13 protein-coding genes and 4 pseudogenes are annotated in these 26,144 nt (G+C 62.6%); 3 read left to right on the forward strand and 14 right to left on the reverse strand.

Annotated elements, in window-relative coordinates:
- Nucleotides 1–7 precede the first annotated feature (7 nt).
- Genes F1563_RS05415 through F1563_RS05425 form a run of 3 tightly spaced genes read right to left on the reverse strand, consistent with a single transcriptional unit; the run spans nt 8 to nt 4,447 of the window.
- Nucleotides 8–595, reverse strand: coding sequence for a helix-turn-helix transcriptional regulator (locus F1563_RS05415; protein ID WP_002529290.1), 588 nt, complete (start codon nt 593–595; stop codon nt 8–10).
- On the reverse strand, nt 592–3,330 hold the full coding sequence (locus tag F1563_RS05420) for a multicopper oxidase domain-containing protein (RefSeq protein WP_002529289.1): 2,739 nt from the start codon (nt 3,328–3,330) through the stop codon (nt 592–594). The genes F1563_RS05415 and F1563_RS05420 overlap by 4 nt, the downstream gene beginning before the upstream one ends.
- On the reverse strand, nt 3,323–4,447 hold the full coding sequence (locus F1563_RS05425; protein ID WP_503826438.1) for a DUF8744 domain-containing protein: 1,125 nt from the start codon (nt 4,445–4,447) through the stop codon (nt 3,323–3,325). The genes F1563_RS05420 and F1563_RS05425 overlap by 8 nt, the downstream gene beginning before the upstream one ends.
- A 431-nt stretch (nt 4,448–4,878) precedes the next feature.
- On the opposite strand from F1563_RS05425, the gene aspA reads away from it, so the two are divergent.
- Nucleotides 4,879–6,345, forward strand: coding sequence for an aspartate ammonia-lyase (gene aspA / locus F1563_RS05430; protein ID WP_172623603.1), 1,467 nt, complete (start codon nt 4,879–4,881; stop codon nt 6,343–6,345).
- Nucleotides 6,346–6,347: 2 nt separating this feature from the next.
- Nucleotides 6,348–7,643, forward strand: coding sequence for an anaerobic C4-dicarboxylate transporter (locus tag F1563_RS05435; RefSeq protein WP_002529286.1), 1,296 nt, complete (start codon nt 6,348–6,350; stop codon nt 7,641–7,643).
- 79 nt (nt 7,644–7,722) lie between these two features.
- Here F1563_RS05435 and F1563_RS05440 read toward each other — a convergent pair whose 3' ends face one another.
- Complete coding sequence (locus F1563_RS05440; protein WP_002529285.1) at nt 7,723–7,998, reverse strand: GNAT family N-acetyltransferase; 276 nt, start codon at nt 7,996–7,998, stop codon at nt 7,723–7,725.
- Nucleotides 7,999–8,215: 217 nt separating this feature from the next.
- Between F1563_RS05440 and F1563_RS05445 the strand changes: the two genes are divergently transcribed.
- Nucleotides 8,216–9,667 carry a catalase gene (locus F1563_RS05445; protein ID WP_002529283.1) on the forward strand — a complete coding sequence of 484 codons (1,452 nt, stop codon included), beginning with the start codon at nt 8,216–8,218 and terminating at the stop codon, nt 9,665–9,667.
- A 51-nt stretch (nt 9,668–9,718) separates the two neighbouring features.
- On the opposite strand, the gene F1563_RS05450 is transcribed toward F1563_RS05445, so the two are convergent.
- The 10 genes and pseudogenes from F1563_RS05450 to F1563_RS05500 form a co-directional block, all read right to left on the reverse strand.
- The gene (locus F1563_RS05450) at nt 9,719–11,464 is read right to left on the reverse strand and encodes an ABC transporter ATP-binding protein (RefSeq protein ID WP_002529282.1); all 1,746 of its coding nucleotides are present in this window, start codon (nt 11,462–11,464) and stop codon (nt 9,719–9,721) included.
- Nucleotides 11,461–13,089, reverse strand: a complete 1,629-nt coding sequence (locus F1563_RS05455; RefSeq protein WP_172623630.1) for an ABC transporter transmembrane domain-containing protein — start codon at nt 13,087–13,089, stop codon at nt 11,461–11,463. The genes F1563_RS05450 and F1563_RS05455 overlap by 4 nt, the downstream gene beginning before the upstream one ends.
- A gap of 134 nt (nt 13,090–13,223) precedes the next feature.
- Entirely contained in the window at nt 13,224–14,216 is a 993-nt protein-coding gene (locus tag F1563_RS05460; RefSeq protein WP_002529280.1) for a magnesium chelatase ATPase subunit I, read from the reverse strand.
- Nucleotide 14,217: 1 nt separating this feature from the next.
- Nucleotides 14,218–16,189: pseudogene (locus F1563_RS05465) on the reverse strand (magnesium chelatase subunit D family protein).
- Entirely contained in the window at nt 16,189–20,151 is a 3,963-nt protein-coding gene (locus F1563_RS05470; RefSeq protein WP_149302590.1) for a cobaltochelatase subunit CobN, read from the reverse strand. Before F1563_RS05470 ends, F1563_RS05465 begins: the two are co-directional and overlap by 1 nt.
- Nucleotides 20,148–21,248, reverse strand: a complete 1,101-nt coding sequence (locus F1563_RS05475; protein ID WP_081414951.1) for a radical SAM/SPASM domain-containing protein — start codon at nt 21,246–21,248, stop codon at nt 20,148–20,150. Before F1563_RS05475 ends, F1563_RS05470 begins: the two co-directional genes overlap by 4 nt.
- Nucleotides 21,245–22,225 (reverse strand): annotated as a pseudogene (locus F1563_RS05480) (ABC transporter ATP-binding protein). Before F1563_RS05480 ends, F1563_RS05475 begins: the two are co-directional and overlap by 4 nt.
- Entirely contained in the window at nt 22,222–23,250 is a 1,029-nt protein-coding gene (locus F1563_RS05485) for a FecCD family ABC transporter permease (RefSeq protein ID WP_172623631.1), read from the reverse strand. Before F1563_RS05485 ends, F1563_RS05480 begins: the two are co-directional and overlap by 4 nt.
- A gap of 113 nt (nt 23,251–23,363) precedes the next feature.
- A pseudogene (locus tag F1563_RS13555) lies at nt 23,364–24,608 on the reverse strand (ABC transporter substrate-binding protein).
- A gap of 51 nt (nt 24,609–24,659) precedes the next feature.
- Nucleotides 24,660–25,773 (reverse strand): annotated as a pseudogene (locus F1563_RS05500) (ABC transporter substrate-binding protein).
- Between the last annotated feature and the right edge of the window lie 371 nt (nt 25,774–26,144).

The following is a 26,144-nucleotide window of genomic DNA, read 5'->3' on the forward strand; positions in this document are numbered from 1 at the left end:
CCGCCGCTTAGGCGGCGGTGTGTACCACGCACCGGACCCCGGGGTTGGCATCGATGGTTGCGGCCTGCCCCGTCACACCCTCAACGACTCCACAGTGCAGGGAACACACCACTTGGGGGTGATCGCGGGCCAGGTCGAGGAAGGGGCAGTGGCGTAGCACGATGCCATCCTCATCTGCGGCTGGGGAGAAGCCCATGTCATCGAGTACTGCGATGAGGTCGCCGTGGCGATGCCGCCCCCAGCGCTGACCGATGCGCATGGCGGTGGCTGTCGGGTCGTTACTGGAGGCAACCTCCTCAACGAACATCTGGGCTAGCAACCGATAGGCCCGTGGTCCTTCGTCGCTGATGAGGGTGAAGACGGTGTGGGGACGCCCCCGGGTGGCCCGGTGCTGACGCGTCATCTCCGCCCGTCCCTGCTCGACGAGACGGTCGAGATGGAATCGCGCCGTCGAGGGGTGAATTCTCAGGTCGGAGGCCAGCTCGGCGCTCGTCGCTGAACCGCCACGTCGTCTCAGGGCATCGGCGACCTCGTCGATACGCTTCTGTGACCCCGGATCGACCAGGCTTGCGGTGTCATCGTGACGTGTGCTCATGCCGTCACCTCAATGAATCCCTTGGCGCCACGCTCCATCTCCACGAAGGAATGGTTAACAAAGGTGTAGCGTCCCGGCTCCTCAAAAACCATCTCGACGAAACCACCTTGGGCACTTGTTAGGTCAAGGGCCTGGGAGCCACCGCCCTCCGGATTGCCACGTTTGAGGGTGTAGGCGCCCTCCTTAAAAACGGTGTCAAATTGGGTTCCGACGACGTGGAAAGAACACCCCCGGCTCGGACCAGCCGCGAGCACCCAGATGCGTACCCGCTCGCCGACTTTGGCTTTGAGGGGCTCGAAGACGTACTGGTTGGCGTGCCCGTTGAACATCGTTAGATCAGGGGTTTCGTTGGCAATCTTGGCGGTGTTGATTTCTGCCCCGTTGTGCTCGCTGAGGTAGGTCTCCGACTGCACTAGGTAGTACTCCCGGTCGGCTCGAGGTAGGTCGTGCGGCGGTACGATAACGGCCCCAAACATGCCTGCTGCAATGTGAGCCGACATCGGCATGGTGGAGCAGTGGTAGAGCCAGATCCCGGCACGGTGCAAGGTGAAGTTGTAGTCCAACTCCTGTCCCGGGGCGATGGTACGCATCACCTCGTTAGGAGAGACGGTGCCGGCGTGGAAGTCCAGGGAGTGACCCATCGTTGCCTTGTTGACGAGGTGTACGCGCATCTGGTCGCCGATCCGGGCGTGGATGACCGGGGCCATGTAGCGACCGTTGTAGGTCATGGCGTTGATGGTGGTTTCCGGTGCGATTTCCTGCACGGAGTCCTCGGTGGTGAGCGTGATCGTGTGGACCCGCCCGGCCGGTAGCGGGGGTAAGACAGCGTCGCGGGTTTTAAAACCCTTGCCTGGAGCCTTGGTGAGGTCGATCTTGCGACGGGGATTAACGGGCTCGCTGTGGTGATCGGGGTTATCGGTGCCTGACATGTCATTGACCTTGACGTTAAGCACCATTCCCATCGATTTGTGTCCAACGATGGTGCACCAGCCCTCGGTTGGTCCGGTGATGACCCCGGCTTCGACGGTGGCGTGGGCTCCGGGGGCAAGGCGCGGCGAGTGGGCCCCGTTGGCAAATTGGAGGTCGTGGACTTGATTGGGGTCCTTATTGGTGATCTCGACGATGAGTTGGTCACCGGCTGGGACGGTGATGGTGCCGGGGTGGTACCTCATCCCCTTGGCAATGACGGCGACCGTCGTGGTGTGACCGGTGGGGGCGACGTTGCCGACGACTGCTGTCGGACCCTTGGCGTCGTCCCTGGGAGCGTTCTGATCGAGCCGATGGCCGACCGCGGCTGCGGTCAGGGCAGTAGCCAGACCTGCGAAGGCCCCGACAAAGGAACGGCGATCTGGGGGAGCGGTGGGAGCAGGTTCGACGGACTGGCTGGTGGTCCCGGCCACAGCGGAACGGTCTGAGGGAACAGTTGGGGTGGGCCCCTTGCCGGAATCGGGGTTATCGCCCTCCTTGGAAGCAACCTTCTGAGCCGCCATCTGGCGTCCCCTCTCCTTGAGCATGGGCACTGCGGTGCGCACCATCGCCACAGTCGCTGGTAAGAAGGTGGCCAACCCGATGACGGCCATCACCATGCCGATGCGACGGGTCCAGCTGCCCATTGCGAGCACCCACAGCACCAGGCCGGCGTTGGTAATCGTGGCACGCAGTGCTCCGAAGGCGTGCATTTTGGCATTGGTAGCGCGGACGATTTTTGGCCCGCCGCCCATAACCATTGGCATGAGGTAGCTCATAGCGCCGATGAGGAGTTGGAGCAGGAACCCGACGATGACAGGTACTGACAGGGTGAAGATGTCGTCGGCGAGCAGTCCGTTACCTTTGGCGGCCAGCTTCCACGCCAGCCAGACGAGCCACACCAGCATCCAGCAGATGGCGGCTCCCATGGTGAAGCCGGGGAAGTCGCGCGGTGGCTTGTTGACGGCACAGGCCACCAGATCGCCCAGCACAATACAGATTCCGACGATGTGGGCCGTCACACCGAGGGCAGCCAGCCACCACAGCCCACACAGCGCCCCGATGGTCGTCACCACCACCGCGATGAGCATGACGTATAGGGAGACCTTGCCGTGGCGATCCTGGGCGGGTTGCATCTTGGTGCGCAGCACGGTCGGCCACAAAGTCATGAGTGTGCCGATGACGGTTAGACCGACGAAGCCGAGCAGGTTGAGCGCCTGGTGGGCCACTAACAGACGGGTTCGCCACGGCTCGATGGGGGAGAAGGCCATGATCGCACCGAGGGTCGCTCCCAATGGCAACAGACAGGCGGCTGCGCAATAAAACCACACCGTCGAATCGAACCGTCCCGGCAAAGCGTGGCGAGCTTGGTGGGCCAAGGCGAAGGCGTACCACGTCAGCATCGATCCGACGATGGCGGCACCGACGACGGTCACCCACGGCTGGGTCGCCACTATGCCAACGAAGGTGACGACGATGCCGGCCGTGAGCAGTCTGATGCGCAATACCTGACGACGGCGGTCGGCGTCAGTGAGGTTGTTGTGCAAGATCGCCTCGGTGAAGTACTGACCCCACACCATGATCGACGTCGTTGCGACGCCCAGTGTGACCATGTGCACCAGCAGCCAGCGCGACTGTGATATCCACGGGCTCACGATCGCCACGATGAGCAAAGCTGCCAGCCACCCGGAAACCGGACGCGACGCCTTACGGTGCCAGCTGCGCTTATTTGTGTTGGGCTTACGGCCGACGGGCGTGATCTCAGGCATGGTCCCCTCCTGACCGGGAGTGTGGGCTGTATTGCGGGTGCGTTCTGGCTGTGTTGCGGGGCCGGACATGAGCGGCGACGACGGCCACTAGGGCCAACAGGCTGAGTACATTGACGACCCCACCAACTTGCACGGCGGCGGGCCGACCCAACCCGTCACCGATCCCGATACGTGCCAGCAAAGAGGCCTCCAGTAGAAAAGCGGGTAGCCAGAACCACGTCGTCCAGTCGAGTCGTGCGCGTAGTACCGCAGGCAGGATGATCGGGGCGTGGCCGAGGATCATCCCCATGGTGAATCCGAGGAAGATCGAGTGGACGACGGCGTCATAGGCTCTCCCGGAGGCGAGGGGGCCATTGGTCATCCAGATAAGACCGGCTAGCCCGAGCCACAGGTAGCCGATCATGAGCAGAATGCCGATGTAGGCGGCCTGCCCGCCGCGTCGCAACCCACCACGGGCGACGTCGTTTCGGCACAGCCACGCTGCTAGACCAACGAGGACGGCTCCCAACAGCCGATACCCGATTATTGGACTCACTACGCAGACAAGCAGGGCTGCCACGACCGCCAGACAGAGCGTCGGAAGGGTGCGATTGTGGGCCATCGTCATCCGGGAGAGTTCGAGCCTCTCACCGCAGATCGTCAGGATGAGGTAGCAGGCAAGCCATCCGACGACCTCAGGAACGCTCACTTCTGAGGTGAGTAGGGTGGCAGCACCGGCTGCGCAAAACGCCCCGGTGGCTTGGATGACGGTAGCGTCGTCGTGGCTGCGTCTCCACAGCGGAATGTAAATACCCAACAAACCCAATTGTGCCAGGGCCAGTAGAGCCAATCCGGCACAAGCGGGGCCGGGTGCCAGCAGGACGATGACTCCAAGTCCTGAAATGGCTGGGACACAGTACCCAAAACGTGTCCCGAGGGCCACAGCTCGTTCCAGACAGATGACGGTGCCGACGAACCCGAGCACCATGAGGGGACCGTGCCAGTGGGACAGTCGCGACGTCATCACGGGGGACCACACGCCGAGGAGCAGTAAGGCGCCGTCGAGGCCAGCCAATAGGGAGATTCCAGCTCCGACCATGAGCCAGGAGCGGCCTGAACTGGCGGGGGAGTGGGGCATGGGGGATCCTTTTTCGGCTATCAGATCATCAAAATACTATGCCGGTGGTGAACGTTTCCACCATCCCTGCTCGCCGGCAGTGGCTGCAGGCCATTCAGCTCCTCCTTGTCGTGGCTGCGATATCATTTGCGACTCATATCGAGGACCCAGGTTGGGTCGTTGAACATACGTGGATTGGCGCGCCCCGTCACGGATGTGCGATGTTCACAAAGGGCCGGGCTCGGCGTCATTCATCCCGCACAAATTTCGAGGGTTGCGGTTGTGCTCTCTTTGTGGTCAGGGCTATGGTTCTTGTTTACAAGATATTAAGTCTTGGTAAGCGTGAATGTCCAATATTTCACTCTCGGCGTCCCACTCCTACATGTGGGCTCAAGGATGAGCGTTCGGATGTTTGGCTTGCAGTAACCGGTTTCTATGGGCTAGGAATGGTGATGAGTGAGAATCGGATCGAAGAAGATCTTCTCGGAAAGAGAGAAATTTCGAACGAACACTACTATGGAATCCATACTTTACGTGCGCTGGAGAACTTTCAGATATCGCGTGGATGCATGAATGATGAGCCTGACTTTATTCGGGGAATGGTTCAGGTGAAGAAGGCGACTGCCTTGACGAACAAGCAACTGAGGGTTTTGCCTGGAGATGTTGCCGACGCCATCATTGCGGCATGCGACGTGATCTTGGATGATGGGCGCTGTATGGATCAATTCCCGACTGATTCCTTCCAAGGTGGGGCAGGAACGTCGATCAACATGAACACCAACGAGGTTGTTGCCAATCTGGCTCTTGAGATATTGGGGTATCCGAAGGGTACATATGACGTCATTCATCCCAATGACGACGTCAACAAATCCCAGTCGACTAACGATGCCTACCCTACCGGATTTCGTCTCGGGGTCTATGCCCTGCTTGAGGGATTGAAGCGGGCCGTCGCCGACCTCGCCGACAGTTTCGATGCCAAGGCTAGAGAATTTGCCGACGTGTTGAAGATGGGGCGTACCCAGCTTCAGGACGCCGTTCCCATGACCCTCGGGGAAGAATTCGACGGGTATGCGCACAACATCCGTGCCGAACTGGACCGACTCGACGTGGGTAGTGACCTGCTTGTGGAGGTCAATTTGGGTGGCACGGCCATCGGTACCCGAATCAATACCCCGGACGGGTACGCCGAGCTGGCGGCCGAAAAGTTGGCCGAGGTGACTGGTTACCCGATTCGCCCCTCTACCAACCTCATGGAATCTTCCTACGACAACGGTGCCTACATTGCCGTCCATTCCATTATCAAGCGGTTGGCTGCGAAGGTATCCAAAATCTGTAATGATCTACGATTGCTGTCGTCTGGCCCCAGGGCTGGGCTCAATGAAATTAACCTTCCAGAGATGCAGGCTGGATCTTCCATTATGCCGGCCAAGGTGAATCCGGTGATTCCTGAAGTTGTCAACCAGATCTGTTTCAAGGTGTTCGGGAATGACGTTACGGTCTGTTTTGCCGCTGAAGCAGGCCAGCTGGAACTTAACGTGATGGAGCCGGCCCTGTCGCAGGCGATGTTCGAGTCCATCCATTTGCTGACAAATGCGTGCGACACTCTGCGCAGTAAGTGCATCGATGGGATTACTGCCAATGCGGAGCGGTGCCGGAGTTACGTCACCAATTCAATTGGCATCGTGACATACCTGAACGATGTGATTGGCCATCACCAGGGTGACCTCATCGGCGAGGAGGCTGCTCGCACCGGAAAGTCTGTTCGCGAGGTCGTCCTTGAGCGCGGCTTGATCCCAGAGAAAAGGCTGGATGAGATCATGTCTACCCAAAACTTCCTACATCCTCGGTACTCCGGGCGTACCTATGAGCCCGGGGAGCGCGGTCTTCCAGAGGATCCCAGGACGACAACTGACGCCTGACGATGTTCTTCATTCAACTTGTCGTTGTCCTCCTATTCATCTTCCTGGGAGCACGCAAGGGTGGACTTGGCATTGCCTATGCCGGGGCTGCCGGTGTCATCGTTCTGGGGGTACTCGGTTGCAAGGTCGACCCAAACACTGGCATTCCGTGGGATGTCATCGGGGTCATCATCGCGGTGATCTCCTGCGTGGCGGCCATGGAAGTGGCCGGAGGCCTGGAATTGCTGGTGATGCTCAGCGAACGGGTACTGCGTCGCAATCCGAAGAGAATCACCTTCTTGGCGCCCACAGTGACGTTCTTCATGACTGTTCTGTGTGGTACCGGGCATGTCGCATTCGCCACTCTCCCTGTCATCGCGGAAGTGGCCAAGGAACAGAAGGTGAGACCCTCACGCCCACTATCCATCGCGGCGGTCGCCTCACAGATCGGCATCTGTGCCTCGCCCATATCGGCTGCAATGGTGGCTATGGCCGCCATCGTTGGTCCGCTGGGCGTCTCATATCCGAAGCTGGTCCTGGTTTCGATTGTTGGGGGATTCGCGGGATCGATGATCGGTGCCATCGTCTCCTCGAAACTCGGATGTGAGTTGGAACTTGACCCGGTTTATCTGGAGCGGCTGGAAAAGGGCCAAGTCTTGCATCGGGGAAAAGGCAGCTATGACATCAAGCCCTACGCAAAACGCTCGCTGGTGATCTTCGTGGCGTCCCTGGTCGTGGTGATGGTCTATGCCGCTAGCATCACTGCCGTAGATAAACCCCCGTTGCCACGTGGCGCCGCCATCATGACCTTCATGATGACCGCCGCCCTCATCATTGCTGCCCTGTGCAAGGTGCCTCTTAAGGAGATCACCTCTCAGGCGACCTATAAGAGCGGCACGTCTGCTGCCATCTGCGTGATGGGGGTGGCTTGGCTGGGGAACACCTTCGTAAGTTCCAATATCGCCACGATCAAGACTGCTGGATCAGGGGTCATCCACTCGGCACCGTGGCTGTTGTTCGTCGTGTTGTTCCTGGCGGCGTCGTTGCTCTACTCGCAAGCCGCAACCACGGTTACGTTTATGCCGGTCGCCGCAGCCCTCGGGATCCCGGCATCAGTGCTAGTCGGATGCTTCGCCGCGGCCTCGGCGCTGTTTCTGCTGCCTATCTATCCCACCGTGGTTGCTGCGGTCGAGATGGACGACACTGGATCGACGAAGATTGGCAAGTACATCTTCAACCATTCGTTCCTGGTGCCTGGCATCGTCTCGATATTGGTTGCCTGTCCGGTTTCCTACGGGGTGATGCTCCTCGTCGGGTGACTCTCACCGCGAATGATGCCGAATCGGGCCTGGCCTCAATGGGTTGGGCCCGATTCGCGCGTGCGAGGCGAGCAAGGCCTTAGACCACCTTCACCGGGTGGTCGGGATGCTTGTCCAACCAACCCCGGATGAAGGAGCACTCCGGGTGCACTGCCAGATCCTGGGAGGCGATGTCGTCAAGGGCGAAGCGTGCTAGAGCGCTGCCGACCCCTTTACCACCGAAGGCGTCGAGCACTTCGGTGTGAGGCATGACGATAACGCTCCCCTCGTGTCGAAATTTAGCGAACCCAGCTAGTTCACCGTCAATATAAGCCTCGTAGCGTGATTGCTGGTTGTTTTTGGTGACAGTTGTCATAGCTCCATTGTTTCTCGGTAACCCCAATGTTGGTGCAGTTGGTAGCTGTGGCGATCTGGTTCGGAGCCGGGGTTAGTGCTATCGACAGTAGCGGCGGAGTCATTGCTACACACGTTTGCCATGAGGCCCGTGGGGTCCGCGAGGATTCGGCTGGATCTGCTTGGAGGTGACCCTGAATAGCGGCAGGCTGGAACGTACCAGAACGAACGGAGGAATCATGCCCATTGATCCCAGTAGAACGTCAACGAACACCAATGGGTCACCAGCGCCCAGCGACGAATACTCCCTGACCGTCGGCGCTGACGGCCCGGTAGTGCTTCACGACGCGCATCTCGTCGACACCCTGGCCCACTTCAACCGTGAGAACATCCCCGAGCGCAAGCCCCACGCCAAAGGCTCGGGTGCTTTCGGTCACCTCGAGATCACCGCCGACGTCTCGGAATACACCAAGGCGTCCTTTCTGCAAAAGGGGCGCGACACCCCGATGCTGGCCCGATTCTCCACAGTCGCCGGTGAGCTCGGAAGCCCCGACACCTGGCGTGACGTGCGTGGATTCTCGCTAAAGTTCTACACCGACGAGGGCAACTTCGACTTGGTCGGTAATAACACCCCAGTATTCTTTATGCGTGACCCGATGAAGTTCCCGCACTTTATCCGCTCTCAGAAACGGTTGCCGAGTTCCGGCCTGCGCAGCCCGAACATGATGTACGACTATTGGTCGCTCTCCCCCGAATCGGCCCACCAGGTCGCGTACCTCATGGGACCGCGCGGTATTCCGCTCAGCTATCGCACCATGAACGGCTACTCCTCGCACACCTACTCCTGGACCAACGCCGACGGTCAGATCACCTGGGTGAAGTACCATTTCATCAGCGACCAGGGCGTCCACAACATGACTGCTGACCAGGCTAAGGCAATCGTCGGGGACCACCCTGACATTCATCGCGAGGACCTCTTCAACCATATCGCTGACGGCGACTACCCGTCCTGGACAGTCAAAGTGCAGCTCATGCCCTACGACGCGGCCAAGGACTACCGGTTCAACCCGTTCGACATCACTAAGGTGTGGCCGCACAGAGACTACCCGCTGCACACCATCGGCAAGTTCACTCTGGACCGCAACCCGGAGAACTTCTTCGCTCAGATTGAGCAGGCGGCCTTCTCGCCGTCCAACACCGTCGGGGGCACGGGGTTGTCCCCCGACCGCATGCTGCTGAGCCGGGCGTTCGCCTACAACGACGCCGCCCGCAATCGCTTGGGTGTCAACTACGAGCAACTCCCCGTGAACCGTCCGACGACGCCTACGAACCAATACACCTTCGACGGCCAGATGGCCTTCGAACACTCCGGAGCGGCGCCCACCTACGCCCCGAACTCCTACGGTCGCGATTTTGCCACCGGCTATCGAGCCGGGGCAGAGGCAACCTGGGAGACCGACGGCGAGCTCATCCGCGCTGCCCAAACCCTGCATGCCCAAGATGACGACTTCGGGCAGGCCCACACCCTGGTGCATGACGTTTTCTCCGTCGCCGAGCGCGACGAGCTCGTCGAGACCCTGGTCGACCTGATGACCAACTTCGACATGGAGGAACCGGTCATCGGCAACACGTTGTCGTATTGGCGCAATATCGACGCCGGTGTCGCCGAGGCAATCGAGGGCAGAATCTAACGTGCCTATTCCAGCCTAACGTGTCGACCCGGCGCTGGGCTGCCCCACAGTTCAGTGCTGGGTCGACCACACTCGCCACAGTGTGGCGAACGGGCCGCCGTTGTGACGCAACTGCTTCGGCGGTCCTACCTCGACGATCCGACCGTCGTCCATCACCGCTACCTCGTCGGCCATCGCCACCTGGGACAAACGGTGTGCCACCACGAGGGCGGTCCGTCCCCTGACAACCTCGGCCGCGGCACGGTCAAGAGCAGCAGCACCGGAGCTGCCGGCCTCTGCCGTCGCTTCATCGAGGATGATGACAGGAGGGTCCGCCAACAATGCGCGCGCCAGGGCGACCTGTTGCGCTTGGGCAGGTGAGAGACGGGTTCCCAACCGTCCCACCACGGTGTCGACGCCGTGGGGGAGGTGCTCGACCCATTCGGCCCCGACCCGTCTCAGTGCGGCGAGGACGGCGTCGCGGACGCGTTCGTCGGGCCAGTGCTCAGTGTCAGCGGAGAGGCCGAGTGCGACGTCGTCGAGAAGGGTGCCGGAGAAGGTGTGGATTTCCTGGCTGATGAGCACGGTTCGGGCCTGGCCCGGTGTGATGGCGATGCTTCCCTGCCGGGGTTCTAGTAACCCCGCTACCAAGGACGCCAAGGTTGACTTGCCCGCTCCAGACTCTCCGACGAGGACCATGGTGTGTCCCGATGGAATGTCCAGACTCACCTTGTGCAGCACATCGGGTCCGTTCCGATAGCCGAAACTTACTCGATCCACGTGGATCGCCGCCGGTCCAGGCAGGCTCCGCTCCGCGATGGTCGGCTCCCCGTGGTGTGCCCGGATGACGCCCACTACCCGCTGTAAACACACCCAAGCTGCCTGCAGGTTATTGAGGAACATCAATAGGAAGCGGACCGGGGAGAACAGCCTTAACAGCACCAGTACTGCCGACGCGGCCGCGCCGACGCTCAGTCTGTCGGTCGTGACAAGCAGGTATCCCGTCCAGGCGACGCCGATGGTTGCCATCGCCTCGCCCGCTAGCAGCCGCACAACGAGGGTGTTGCCGAGGAATCGTCCGCGTAGGTTCCACCGGATTGCCTGCCACGATCCGTTGGCCACCGTTCGGATGCGCAGGTTTTCCAGGCCAAAGGCCCGCACGACGTCCAGCCCGTGAATCGTCGAGAGGATGTGTTGGGACTGGGTCGTCGAGGCTCTTCTCTCCACCCGGTACACCGGTGGGGCGGTGCGCAAGAATTCTCGGATCGCCAACCCGTAGAGCAGCGCGGCGAGGGTGACCGGGATGAAGAAGAGCGGGTGCAGGCTGGCCAGCGCCCCGACCGACACAACCACCATGATCATGGTGTTGACAAGGCGCGGGAGGGCGCCGTTGGCGGCATCGCGGACAGCCGTGACATCGTCGGATGCCCGAGAGACGAGATCTGCGGTACCGGCCCGCTCCACCCGTTGCTGGTCCAGGCCCAACCCGGCTGCGATCATTGACTCCCGCAACCGGGTGACGATGGTTGTGAAAAAAGACGGCGTGAGGGATTGTGCGGCACCGTTGCAGATCCCCGACCCGATCACAGCGGTCGCCATTACTAGCGCAGGGGTGAGCAGGGCCGAGGGCGAGCCATGAGCTCGTGCGGTATCGATGATCCACCCAGTCGCCATTGGGGTCGCCAGATCGAGCAGGGACGCGGCCGTGATCACCACGATTGCCCCGACGAAGTAACCACGCACTCCGCGCGCTGCCTGATGGACTTCCTGGCGGACTTGGGCAGTAGTGGCGAGTGGCAACCAACGTGGTGTGCTCATGACAGCATCCCCCGGTAGTCATCGCGACTCAGCAGGTCGCGGTGTGGTGCGCGGGCGACCTCGCGGCCGTCGACGTCGAATAGCACCACCTCGTCCATCTGGTCCAGTATGGCCGGGGATGTCGTGGCAATGATGGTGGTGCGTCCCTCCCGCAACTTGTGCAGCCGTTCCGCGATGGTGGCGATCGTGGCAGCGTCAATGCTTGTCGTGGGGTCGACCAGCATCAGGCCGTCGGGGGAATGCAGCAGGGCACGGGCCAGGGCCAGACGCTGACGTTGGCCTCCGGACACGTAGCGACCACCTTCTCCGACCTCGGTCTCCAATCCACGCGGCAGTACCGCAGCGACGGTGTCTAGGGCAGCTGCGTCAGTGACGGCACTCAGCCTGGCGACAGTCGTTTGGCCGTCGAGCACGATGTTGGCGTGTGCCGTGTCATCGAACAACTCCGGTGAACGGGGCGCCACTAGCACCAGACGACGCCGTTGGGCAGGGTTGAGATGACTGGCGGGGACCCCATTCAGGACGGTCTCGGAGCCGTGGTCAATCGCCTCGGCCAGGGCGTCACACACCTTTTGCGGCGCCACAACCCCCAGATGGCTGCCGCCGGGGACGTCAAGCTGGGAATCCCCGACCGGAACGTGCAATTCCACCGGTCCATCCCCCGGCGTGGTGCGGGCGCCGTCGTCGGGATGGACTGCCCAGGCCACCGGGCTGTCACGCAGCTCACAGAACCGATCCCCGGAGGCGTGGGCGCTGGCTAGCATCGTCGCAGTGTCAACGCCCAGCGCCCGCAGTGGTGGACCCAGGGTCTGTGCCAGGCCGACTACCGTGACGAGCTCACCGGCGCTGATATGCCCGCCCAGGGTGAGCCACCCGGCCAAGACCGTCAGCACCGTGATAAACACCCCCACCGAGGCATTGATGGTGCCGGTGTAGACCCCCTTGACGCGCCGGGTGCGCAAGGTGGCATTGAGGCCCTCGCGGCTGGCGACCCGGAACCTTGCGGTGGCTCGACGTTGCGCTGATAACCCCTGGATGACCCGAAGCCCACTGGTGAGGTCGGCGGCCGACCCGGCGACCGCGGCCTCGGCACGGCGCTCGCGGTGAGTGCTCCGTTTGACGGGCGCCACTCCTTTCACCGACAGCAGGATGAGCAACGGGACAATGCATGTCGTCGCGAGTACCAGCCAGCCATTGATGAGAGCCATCGAGATGAGGGCACCGAGCAGGGTGACGATGTTGCCGAGGATAGACGTCAGTGCGATGAAGGCTCGCGAGACCGCCCGCACGTCGGTGACGAGGACTGCGAGCAGGTCGCCGGGGAGCCGTGAGCGCCCACCGACCCCCTCCGGAGCGGTGATCCAGTCGAGGGCCTGCACCCGGAGGTCGTGTTCGGCTAGACCAGCGCCGACATTGGTCTGCATCCGCACCGTTTGGGCTACTGCGCGCACCACGTAGGCCAACGCGACCAAAGCCAGCCACCCGGTCAGTGCCGCGGCATCGGCGGCCACCACCCCGTCGTCGATAGCGCGTCCTAGGGCCATCGGCACCCCAATGTTCACCAGGCTGACAAAGGCCGAGGCGATCGACCCGGGCAGTAGCCAACGCCGCCCATCGTGGGTCATCTGGCGCACCACTGCCCGCCCGTCGTGGGCTTGGGTGACGTCGATCAGAGGGGCGTCAACCGGTGGCGGGGTCTGCCGGGGGATGCGTGGCAGCCAGCCCACTCTCGACTGCCAGTCCCGCCGTGGGGCTCGGATCACGCTACCTCCGGACCGCCAACGGACTCGAGCGGGTGTCTCCTCATTCGGTGGGGCAGGACGAGTCGGGCGGCTTGGGTGAGATCGTCCGCGGTGATCTCGATGCGACCATCCCAGGCTGCCAGGGTGCGTGCCGCTCGAACCATCATGATGTCGGCGCGGTGGCCGTCGACGTGGGCGTTAATGCATACGTGAGCCACTCTCGTGAGGGTCTCGTCGGCAATGGTGACTTGTTTGACGAGCTCGGTGGCACGTTTGATCTTCTCACTGATCTCGTGGCCATTCTGTTCCCATCTCCGCGAGAAGCCAACGGGGTCGTCTTCAAAGGCTAGCCGACGTCGGATTACCTCGACGCGTCTGTCGGGGCTATCCTCCCCACCGACGGTCACGCACAGCCCGAACCGATCGAGCAGCTGGGGGCGCAACTCTCCCTCCTCGGGATTCATGGTGCCAACCAGGGTGAATCGGGCCGGATGGGAGACGCTGACTCCTTCCCGCTCGACTGTGTTGACGCCCATGGCGGCCGAGTCCAGCAGCAGGTCGACGACGTGATCGTCGAGCAGGTTGACCTCGTCAACGTAGAGGATCGCGCGGTGGGCGGCCGCCAGTAGACCCGGCTCGAAGCGGCGGCGTCCCTCACGAAGGGCAGTCTCCATGTCGAGGGTGCCGGTAACCCGATCCTCGGTGGCCCCCACCGGCAGCTCGACCACCGGCACCCGAACGGTATGTGGCTCAGGCATGGTCTCGGGCAGGCCCAGCTGCCCGGAATACTCCGAGTATTCCTTGGGGGAGAGATGATAGGTCCCCGGAACCTCCCAGTGCTTGGGCAGCAGGGCGGCGAGTCCGCGCACCGCAGTAGACTTGGCAGTGCCCTTTTCGCCGCGGATGAGTACCCCAGACAGGTCGGGGCTGATGGTGGCGAGGATGAGGGCCAGCTTCATCTCCTCTTGCCCGACGATGGCGCAGAAGGGGTAGACGGGGCGTTGTGCCATGTCAGCGGTCCTTTCGAGGTGATTGCTGAGGGATCAAGGTGAGACACGACGTTGACGAGATCGTCGGTCCGCAGGTCGTCGATGCGCAGACAGGGGCCGCCGAGGGCCGTCGCGATGTTGCGGGCCCGAGATAGTCGGATGCCGCGAGGATCCTCGGTGTCGATGACGACCCAACTGAGACGTGTGTCAGAGCCGATCTCGGTGGCCACTCGGATCGCCTCATCAGTGGCCCGGGAGTTGGGATGGCCGTTCAGGTCAACGTTGCCGCGTCCGTCGGTGACGAGCACCAATAGGGGTCGCAGACCGGGGTCTTTAAGCAACAAGGGTCGTACGACCTCGCAGGCCTTGACCAGCCCCGCCGATAGTGGGGTACGTCCGCCGGTGGGCAGTTCTGCCAAACCTCGCTGTGCCACCTCCACCGAGGAGGTCACCGGCACGAGCACCTCCGCCCGGTCTCGGCGGAAACCGATGAGGCAGACCCGGTCGCGCTTGACGTAGGCGTCAAGTAGGAGGCTGAGGACAGCGCCCTTTGATGCGGTCATCCGGCCCCGTGACCCCATCGACCCCGAGGCGTCGACGACGAAGATCACGCAAGAAGGCGATCGCCTGGTTCTCACCTTGGCATGCCAGTCGCTCGGCTCGATATGAACCACCATCGGGGGACGATTCGGATCGGCCCGGCGTGACTTCTGATGCACCGCGGCGGCACGGAGGGTGACATCGAGGGCAAGATCGTCGGGGACGGTGGTGGGGCGTGCAGATATGTAACGGCCTCGTCGGTCGCTGCTGCGGGTGCGAAGACGTCTTCCGGTGCTATGACGGGCCAGATGATCCTGATTGGGTTCTAGGAGGCGGACGGCGAAGGGCTCACCGATGGTGGCTGTTTGTTCTGCGGAATGGGTATCGGACTGGTTGTCGGGATCGCTGTGGTGATCATGCTTGCTGTGGCCGTCGGTGCCATATGGGGTGGCACGATCTTCGCTCCCCGACCGATTTTCCACAGCTCCGTTGGGGCCTTGGTCGGTCCGCTGGGGTGGAGCGGGTAGGTCTGGTGGATCCGATTGCTGGGAAGGTTCCTTGAGCTGGTTGTGCTGATCAAGCTGTTGCCTGGGCGACGGGGGAGGGCCGGAAGGGGTCTCGTCGCGCCGACGATGCCGCAGCGCCATCTCGCTGACCGCCAGCACATCATCCTCGGTGGCGATGCCTCGGCCAGCCAGGGCAGCGTGAGCTCGGGTGGTCTCGGCCAAGACGATATCGGCACGATGCCCGGCGACATGGTTGTGACGACACAGCGACGATATGAGTTCGGTGGTGACCTCGTCGAGGCGCACCCCGTCGACCATCCTTTGAGCTCGCGCGATTACTGCCGCCTGGTGGTCCTGGTCCTGTTGCCAATGCTGAAGGAACCGAGTTGGATCTGCGTCGTGGTCGAGACGACGACGAATGATTTCAGCTCGGACGCTCGGGTCAGTCTCACCATGCACTTCGACGCACAGCCCGAATCGGTCGAGCAGTTGGGGCCGGAGCGCCCCTTCCTCGGGGTTCATGGTTCCCACCAGCACGAAACGGCTGGCCAGCGAGACTGTCAACCCCTCTCGCTCGACTCGCACCATTCCAGTACAGGCGTCGATAACGAGATCGACGAGATGGTCGTCGAGGAGGTTGACTTCGTCGACGTAGAGCACGCCGCCGTCGACCTCGCTTAGGAGACCTGGCTGGAGTGCTGGCCGTCCGGACGCCAACGTAGTCTCAAGATCCAACCCGCCGACGAGACGATCCTCGGTGGTTCCCAGAGCCAGGGTGCGCATCACCTGGTCCGGTAAGAGTTCGGCCAAGCCACGGACCACCGTCGACTTGGCGGTCCCCTTCTCCCCGCTGAGCAGAACCCCGCTGATGCGCGGGTTGATTGCGCACATTAACAGGGCGAGTTTTGTCTCTTCCTGGCCGACGATGGCGGCGAAGGGGTAGGTCATCAGGTCAACCCCAGCGAGCTAAGATCGAGTCCACCATCAGCGGTGGAGGTAGGGGTATCCGGCTGCGGGTTGTCGGAGACTTCCTCAATGGTTCCCTCGATGTCGGTGTAGGTGTCCTCCAACTCCTCGACGGTGCCTGGATCAGCATTCCACACCTTGCGCTGGGCGGCGTCGAGCAGCTTGTCCACGATATTGTGCGGGTTGACCTCACGGAACCATTCCTGCACGGTGGGATCGAGGGCATAACGGCGCGCAACACTCTCCCACAGACCGTCATCGACGACGTCCGCGGTGGCGTCCCAGCCAATGAGGATGTCGAGCACCGCGGACAGGTCTCCGGCTCCTTTGTAGCCGTGACGTTGCAGACCCTCGATCCACGATGGGTTGAGTATCCGGGACCGCAGGATGAGTCGGGCCTCCTCAGTAGTGGTGCGTGTGGCGATCCGGGACGGATCCGAGGAGTCACCTACGAACGATTCCGGTGCCTCGCCTCGCACCGTGGTCGCAGCGGCAATGAGACCGCCGTAATAGTTGTAGAAGTCGGTGCAGCTGAGCATGTCGTACTCGCGGGTGTCCTCGTTTTTGACGGTAACGTCCATTCGCGACAAGGCTGCGGTAAATCGCTCGGGCTCCACGTCTCCGAAAATCCCCTCGCCGTAGGCGTGGGATGAGGCGGCGATGTAGGCCCGTCCCAGATCGGCCTTGTCCTGCCACGCCTTGGTCTCGATGAGCTCTTCCACCCCGGCGCCGTATCCGCCGGGCGGGCAACCGAAGACCCGTAGTGTGGCCTTCCTGCGGGCCTGCTCGATGTCGACCCCGCGGGCGACGAGGTCTGCGGCATCGGCCTCGACGTGAGTGCGCAGCACGTTGTCGGGCTCGGGTAGGGCGGCGACCATCCGTACCGCACGATCGACCATCTCGACGAGGTTGGGGAAGGCGTCGCGGAACAGGCCTGAAATGCGCGGGGAGACATCAATGCGGGGGCGTCCCAACTCGACGGGGTCAATGATCTGGAGCCCGCTGATGAGCCCCGATGTCTCCCACAGTGGTCGCACCCCCATCAGGTACAGGATTTCGGCGATATCGGCTCCGCCGCTGCGCATGTTTGGGGTGCCCCACACCACGACTCCGACAGTGCGTGGGTACGGTTGGCCGGGGTGTGCCTCGGCATAGCAGGACAGCAGCTGTTCGGCAAGCTGGACACCTTCACGCCAACCTGTCGGGGTGGGCATCGTCTGAGGGTCCAGGGAGAAGAAGTTCCGGCCGGAGGGCAGGATGTGAGCGTTGCCGCGGCTGGGCGCCCCCGACGGCCCGGGCGGGATGAATCCGCCGTCAAGGGCCCTCAGGATGGCCTCGATCTCGTCGCTGGTGGAGTCAAGACGCGGCATCAGATCAGTGAGGACCCAGGTGAGGGTTTCAATGACGTCCCCGCGTTCGGCGCCGAGTTGTTCCTGGCACAGCTGGGTGGCCAGGGCATGAGCTTTTCCGGCGTCTAAACCTCCGCTGCGGTGGCAGGCAACGACCGGGGTCAGTAACTCTAGACAGCGGCGATCGGCCTTTTCCATGATCTCACGTCCGGTCAGTCCTTCGGACAGGTCGGTGGTGATAGTCACCGGCTCCCCGGCCTTGGCGCCGACCTCGTCAAGGCTGGTGCCCCAGGAATTCAGCACGGCCTCACGTAGGGAAGGTATCGACCCGTTGGGTTGACGGGTGAGCTGCGCGACGTACTCGACCTCCGCCGTGTCAGGATCGTCCTGACCGGCGATGAGCTGCCCAAGCACGTGCAGACCATCCGAGATTTCGCGGTCTTGCAGATCGAGGAGATGGTGGTGGACTTTGTTGAGTATCTCGACAGGATCAGTGTTGACGTCATCGACCGTCAGTCCCAGATCGGTGTCCAGGCCGGCCTTGACGACGGTATCCCATACTTTTTCGGCAACGAGTGTGGCACGTTGGGGGCTCTGCGACGCCGCGCCGGCGTGTTCGCGCAGGATCCGGTCGAGTTCGGCGGTGGAATCGTACAACCCGGCCTGCCGCATCGGCGGGGTGAGGTGGTCGACGAGGACCGCAGCGCTGCGTCGCTTCGCCTGGGTGCCCTCACCAGGATTGTTGATGATATACGGGTAGATGTTGACCATCCGGTCCAGGGCAAGTTCCGGGTAGCACTCCTCGGACAGGCCTAATCCCTTGCCCGGAAGCCATTCCAGACTGCCATGGGTGCCGACGTGGATGACGGCGTCCGCTTTGAAGATGTCGCGGATCCAACGGTACTGGGCAAGGTAGTGGTGGGGAGGCGGCAGCACTGGATCGTGGATGACGGCGTCCGCTTTGAAGATGTCGCGGATCCAACGGTACTGGGCAAGGTAGTGGTGGGGAGGCGGCAGCACTGGATCGTGGATGACGGAATCCGTAGTGGCCTCGAAGTTTCCGCGTGGGGGTTGAATCGTCAGCAGAATATTGCCGTCGATGTGGCCGGCGAAGGAGAACTCGTCGTCGTGGACGAAGAACGTGCCTGGGTGCGGTCCCCAGTTGCGGTCCATGGACTCGCGGACCGATTTGGGAAATGCCCAGTACCAAGGTCGTGAGGTTGGCAAGTCGGCGTGGGCCTCAGCGCGGTCGTGCATTTGCTCGGGGGTGAGCCAGCGCTGATCGCAAGTGAGCATCGACAGCAACAGCTGAGCGCTGTCGTCGCCGGTTTCGAACTGCTCGGGGACGTCGTAGCCCTCTTCAGCCATCCGGATGAGCAGTTGGCGCACCGACTCAAAGGTGTCAAGCCCCGTGGCGCAGCCGATGCGGTCATTGCGCGGTGGGTGGTGGTGAAAGACGATAGCCACCTTGCGTTGGCCTGCTGGGGTACGGGACAAGCGGGCCCACGACAGCGCCAGCTCTGCCATGGCCTCGGGCCGTCCTGGAACCGGCACCATCCGCGGCACGATGGCCCCGGTAAGGTTGTCGATGGTATCGGCTTCTCGAGTGGCGAGGAGCTTCGTGATGAGGGCGCCGTCGAACTCCGGTTGGGCCGCCTGGGTGGCGATGTCCATCGACCCCATCCCTTGGGCGGTGGATTTCCAGGCCGCATGTGGTCCGTACGAGGTGAGCGCGTGTAGAACGCTCACCCCCAACTTCGGGTAGGCCTGCTCGTTTTGCGGCATACCGGCGGTCATGGGCATCCCGTGTACGTCGATGAGCGTGTCGATGACGCAGCGGCCATTCTCGTTATGGAGCAGGGTGTCCAGTATCTGGGCCATTCCAGGGTTGCCCCGCCGGGAGTCTGGGAGCCGCAGGCAGAAGAACGGCAAGGTGTTGGCGTCCAGCGCCTCGATGGCCTTGACGAGGGCCTCGATGTGGGCCGTGTTGTGCTCCAACCAGTAGCTGCGCGGGAAGGTGATCCCGATGGTGGGGCGGTCCGGATCGAGGTGGTGCCGGTACTCGGCGAGGCTGGTGAACAGGCCGTGACGTGGGTGCCAGATCCCTTCGGTGGGGGCGGGGACGACGTCGGGGATGGGCGCCGATCCTCCCGCCACTCGGTCGATGAGGATTCGCAGTGCCGCTTCGACGTTGTCCAGGCCGCCCATCTCCAGCAGCTCGATGAGACCCTTCCAGGTGCCGTCGTCGAGTCCGCTGGCCCAATCCTGGGCGGCGAGCATGCCGTCGCTGTCGCCGGAGGTGGGTTGGATGTGGATCCAGGGCAGCGGTAGACCGGATTCGCGACGGTCCTTCCACGCCTCGACCAGTGCAGGCCATGCCGGGCAGGATGTGGTGCCGCCGTGGAAGCTGAGCACGACGGCATCACTTCGGGCGGCAGCCTGGGCGAAAGCGCGGGCCATGTCCGGGTCGGCGACCTGCTCCTTGGTGCGCCCGGAGAGGGTGACGTCGAGACCGTCGGCGCACAGCCGTGGCAGGGCTTGGCTGACGAGGGTGAGTTCGCCGCCGGTGGATGAGAAGAAGCACAGGGTGGTCATGGTGCAGTCTCCAGACGGGCGAGGGTGTCGTCAATGAGGCAGGTGAGTGGAGTCCGGCGTTGTTCTGGGTCGGCAAGGGCGTTGGCTTCTACCCGGGATGGGCAGTCGCCGGGGCAGCGTCCGGCCAGGGCACAGCGGTGACAAGGCCCGCGCAGGGTGTGGGCATCCTGTGAGAAACGCCGCCGCAAGGCCTCCCAGTCGACGTTATGGATGTTTCCGGCCCGAGATGTCGGGTCCCCGACGGCTTGGGAACAGGGGTAGACGCCGCCGTCCGGTGCTACCGCCATCGACTCTTCGACCGCCGCATGGCAGTAGGGCCGGTTCGACACTGAGAGTGGCAGGAGGGTGCGATCCGAGGAGTCAACGGCCGGCGCGGCGGGTACGGGGGCCCGCCGCAGGGCAGCGCGGACGGTCTCTAATTCCCGCCAGCGCAGGGGTGTGGCGCGCAGCGCGTTGATCTGTGGTAGCCGCCGATGGAGTGTGGTGATCCCGTCGACTACGGCATCCTCGGAGGGCATCAGATCTTTCTGACCTGCTGCGCTCCCAATCGGCACCAAAGGGTCGAGCCCGAATCCGGTGACGTTAGGTAGCCCAGCTAGGGTGACCGCCAGCTCGTCGAGGTGGTCGACATTACGGGCCGAGAGCACCGTCGTCACCCGCACTGGCACGTCGGCTCGAGCCAGAGCCAGCAGTCCCCGAAAGGTCTGCGCAGCTGATCCGCGTGATCTCTCCTGCACCTGCGGCGGCCCGTCAACGCTAACTCCGACCTGCACTTGGTGGCGTGCCAGCATGGCGATCATGTCCTCGTCGAGGTGCGTCGCATTGGTCTGGATGCCGCAGGTGATCCTTCCACACCGGATTGCCACAACACGTTCGGCGACGTGCTCGATGAGGGAAGGCACCAAGGTCGGCTCGCCGCCGGCTAGTTGAACGTGTGCGGGCCGATTTGTGGCATACACGCCCTCAGCAACAAGGTCGACCGCGGCGTCGGCCACCTTGGTAGGCATCCGGCCGCCTCGGCGGTTGCGGCGGTAGCAGTAGGGGCAGGCGAGATCGCAGGCGGCAGTAGGCCATAACACGAGGTAACGGACGCTCATGCTCGGTGTCCGTCCTGCCCATGGCGGGCAACGAGGTGATCGTGTAACTGGGACAGGGTGGGCAGTACTCGGTCATCGACCGTCCAGCCCCCATCAGTGACGCCGATCGACAACACGGCGTCGCCTGGCTCGTCCACTGCCCGGTATCCAGACCGGGTCAAGGTGTGGCGGGCGAGGTCGGCGTCCACTCCTGCCCCGATGACCGTCGCCGCCGGACGCCCTTCGCCGGACTCCCAAAAGGTGAGGGTGTGCAGGTCGAAGTTGATTCCCTCGGTGAGGAAAGCCTCCTCGAGGCAACCGTTGCGAGCCAAGTCCTCCGGCGCCCCGATCGTCACGTCAGTGCCACGCCCGGCTACCCACAGGATGTCGGTGTAGCGCATCACTGCCTCGATATCGTGGCTGCACACCACCACCGCGATGTCACGTGCCATGCACACCTCGCGCAGCATGCCGAGCAGGGCGATCCGGCCCGGTGGGTCGAGAAAGGACGTCGGCTCGTCGAGCAGCAGGATGGACGGTTCCTGGGCCAGAGCGCGGGCTACCATGACAGTTCACCGATGAAGGCTTCGGCGAGGCTACCAGCCCCCACCGCGGCCAGGGACTCGTCGATGACGGCATAGTCGCGGGGCCGCAGCCGCCCGACAATGCCCGAATATGGATGGCGTCCCAGCGAAACGACGTCGCGGCAGGTAAGACGGGCCACCGCCACCCGGTCGGTGAGGACGGTCGAAAGGATCCGGGCGATTTGGCGACGTGACATCCGCGACGTCGGAGTGCCATGAAGTTCCACCTCGCCGCCGAGGCTTGGCTGCAGACCAGCGACCGAGCGCAGCAGGGTCGACTTGCCGGCACCATTGGGGCCGACCAGCCCAACTGTGACCGGAGTCCACCGATGCCGTCACCCCTGACAGCACGGTGGTGACGTGGCGGCCAAATCGGTACCCGACCGCCAGATTCGACAACGCAAGGCTCGTCACGTCGCCTCCGCTTCTCGGTACCAGCGGATCAGGATGGCCATGACGACCGGCGCACCGAACACTGCATTGACGGCGTTGACGGGCAGGACGTCGTCACCGGGTAGCTGTGCCAGGATGTCGGCCAGCAAAGCGAGCGAACCGCCCATGAGGATGCATCCGGTCAGCAGGTGACGGTGATCGGTCGTCCCCAGTACGCCACGTGTCAGGTGGGGGATCGCGATGCCCAGAAAGCTGATCGGTCCGCAGAACGCGGTCGCAGTACCGGCGAGAATAGCGGTGCTCGCCACCAGCAGGGTGCGTACCACTTTGAGGTTCGTCCCCATCGTCTGGGCGTAGCGCTCCCCCAACAGCAGGGCGTTGAGCGGTTTGGCGAGCAGCAGGCTGGCTAGGATCATGACGACCATGACAGGCACTATGACCCGCAAGTTCTCCCATGTCACCCCGTGGTAGCTGCCGAACTGCCAGCGGGTGTACTGGGTGATGAGCTCCGGGCTGGCCCGCGACAGCAGCACGGTGGCCCCCGACGACACAAAGTACCCGATCATGACGCCGAGCAGCAGCAGGATCGTCGAGGAGTGGATGAACCGTCCGGCCAGCATGACGATGAGCAGTACGACGGCCGCTCCCAGCGCCGCAGCGACCATGACCAGCAGATCTGGCCCGAGTCCCAGCCCGGAAGCGAAACTCGCTGCCCCAGCCGATGCCGAGGTCGAAAGGACCACCAAGGCGACGCCGAGACTGGCACCCGACGAGATGCCTAGCACGTAGGGGTCGGCCAGCGGGTTGCGAAACAGGGTCTGCATCTCCAGCCCGGACATTCCCAGCGCCGCTCCGACGAGTAGGGCGGTAATGGTGCGGGGCTCGCGGACGTCATGGATGATCGTCAAGGACACCGGATCGATGTTGGTGCCCCCGGTGATGACGGTCATGACGTCACCCAGCGGGACGTTCACCGAGCCTAGTGCTAGGCCCGCCAGGGCGATGGTGACGAAGATCACCCCGAGGATCGTGAAACGGATCGGCAACGGCATTCTGCGTCGCCTCAGTGTTTCCCGAGATTCTTGCGTCTCCTGTGGGGTTTGATCCGTCGGTTGTCCCTGTTGCGTCCTCTGGGTCTGCGTGGTGCGCCGGGTTGCGGTCACTGCGCGGCGGCTTTCCGGTAGAAGTAGAACTGGTGGTCAGCGTTGAGCTCAGGGTGCAGGATCGTGGCCAAGTCCGCCAGTACGAGGTCAGGACGCACGACGCCAGTCTGCCAGTAGTCATTGCCGTGCTTTGGATCGGCGCGCAGGGTGGAGTCCCACACATTGCCATTGTTCATGGCCTTAAGTGATTTCAGGCGTGGGTCGGATTTGAGGATTTCCGGGACGGACGATTTCTCCGGCCCATCGATCCAGAACTCGGCGTCATGGCCCTGCTTGAGAACGGCCTCGGTGTCTAGTTTCTTCGAGGCTACCCCGTGGATGTCCTTGAACACATATTCGCCGCCGGCGTCACGCAGGAACTGGATGGAGTAGTTCTCGTTAGGTTTGATGTACCAAATGCCCTTGTACTCGGAACCGTAGAGGACGCTCGGCCGCGCCCTCACCTTCGCGGTGCGTTTGGCAGTCATGTGGTGCTTCTTGGCGATCTCGTCGTACTTCTGGTTCGCGGTCCTCTCAGCGTTGACAAATAGGGAGTCGTACTTGATTCATTCGGCACGCCCTAGTGGGGTACTTTCGAGGAAGTTGGGTTCGGCGACGATCGGGATGCCCATCTCCTTGATTTTGTCCACCTTGCTGGTGTTGTCGCTACCGCTGACGAGGTTGAAGATGAACAGGTCCGGATGCAAGGCCGCCAGTTTCTCGGTGTTGATTTCGGTGGTGTTGTCCCCTGCTGCGAAACTGGCGACCTTGTGGTCCGTGAGAGCCCGGCGGATGTTCGGGTTCCCGACTCTATCTATGTTGACGATGCCAGCCACCGCGTCCAACTTTCCCAGCATCTGGAACTGCATGGGCAGGGTAGATGACCCCAGCGCCACCCTGGTAGTGGGAATGGTGATGTGCTGTGCCCTGGCGAGGTCCCCGTCCAGGTGCGGGTCGGGGGCGCCGCACTGCACCAGAACGTACTGGACCGGTTCCGTGGCGGCGTTCGACGGATGTTTGAGCGTCACCACCTTGTAAGACCTGTGGTACGACACGGTGATGTCGCGGGCGTCACTGAAGGTAGTCTTGTCGGGGAAGTAATCCTTCGAAGAATCGAAGTTTTTAATGCAGCCCTGTCGGAAGGGCGGGCTGGACGACTTGTCGGTCGAGAAATCGGAGTGCTCGGAGTGTGAGCATCCGGTAAGGGTAGCGACGGTCAGGGTGGTGGCGGCCAGACCCGCGATCAGACGAGTGATGGGCATGTTTTTCTCCAGTGGTATGGGGCCGCAGCGATCATTGCTGCGGCCGGAGAGTTAGCCGAGCTTCTTGTAGTAGTTACGGGGTGTATCCGGGCATGAGGTTTGGGTGGAAGATGTATGTGAGGTCCGCCAGGACGACGTCGGGTTGGACGGCACCGGACTGCCAGAAGTCATTTCCGGTGTCGGGGGCGGTGCGTTTGGTGGGGTTCCAGACCTTGCCGTTCTGGAAGGCTGATAGGTTGGCGTATCGCGGATTTTGTTTGAGAGCGTCATTTTTGTTGTGCTACGTCGTCATAGACATATAGTTGCCGTTGAGCCAGAAGTCGGCCTTGGACCCGTACTTGAAGATCACCTCGGAGTCGGTCGGGGCGGATCCCATGCCCTTGACGGCCTGGTCCATGACATTGGAGGCTCCGGCGTCGGTCATGAACTTGGTCATATAGGAGTCGGCACCCGGTACGTACCACTGCCCCTTGGTCTCCTGGCCAACGAGAACGCTGGGTTTGTTGATGACGTGCCTAGCCTTCTTCGTAACCTCGTCGTAGCGCTTGACGATCCTGTTGAAATCCTTCCTGGTGGCGCCCTCCATATTGAGGAGGACCCCATAGGTCTTCATCCACTCTGCTCGGGCGAGCGGGGTGGGCTCGAGGTAGTCAAGGTCCTTCAGCACAGGGATGCCGGAGGACTGCACCTGCTCGAACTCGCCCACCTCTGAGCTGGCTGCCAGCACGACGTCGGGCTTGAGAGCGATGATTCTTTCCGGGTCGATTTGCATCCGGCCCGGCCCGTAGCTAGGGACGTGCCGGGCCTCGAGGGCGTCACGAGCAGGGCCGCGGTAAATTTGATCGAGCTGGTTGACACCGACGATCGTGTTTAAGGACCCCAAGGCGTGAAAGACCGGGATCTGGGTCGTTGATGAGGCGGCGACACGTTTAACTGGCACGTTAATGACCTGGGCCTTGGCAAGGTCACCGGTCAGTGTGGGTTTGGGGGCTCCGCACTGCAGCAGCACCAGGGTCTGCGCCGGCTTTCCCTGCCTGCCGAGGGTCATGATCTTGTAGGACTTGTGGTAGCTGATGTGGACGTTCTTGGCCATGGCGAAGATGGCCTTGTCTGGGAGGTAATCCCTGTGTTTGTTGAAGGATTCCGAAGGAATGCACCCGGACATGTTGCCGCCGGCTCCTGTTGACACCGTGATGGCCGGCGTGCTCCCGGAGGCGGACGTGTCATTCGAATTCGAGCAGCCCGCCAAGGCGATGCTGGGGGTGACGATAAGGGTGATGAGGGCCGAGATCCTCCTCGGCAGCGTCTTCGGAATGCTCACGCGGTTTCCCCTATCGTCATGTCGCAGGGCTTGCGGGGGCACGCATGATGCGTCCGGCAGACTCCTACGGCGAGAGTCGACAACTGTCACTCCTCAGAGAGTCGACCGGACTGAGCCTCAAAGGCATCACCGTTGCGCGACAGTGTCGGATTTACACCGACTTCGCTCACTGTGGAGGGCCCCGGATCGAGTCCGATTCGAGGCAATCGCACACT

It is taken from the genome of Cutibacterium modestum (assembly GCF_008326345.1).
Taxonomy (GTDB): Bacteria; Actinomycetota; Actinomycetes; order Propionibacteriales; family Propionibacteriaceae; genus Cutibacterium; species Cutibacterium modestum.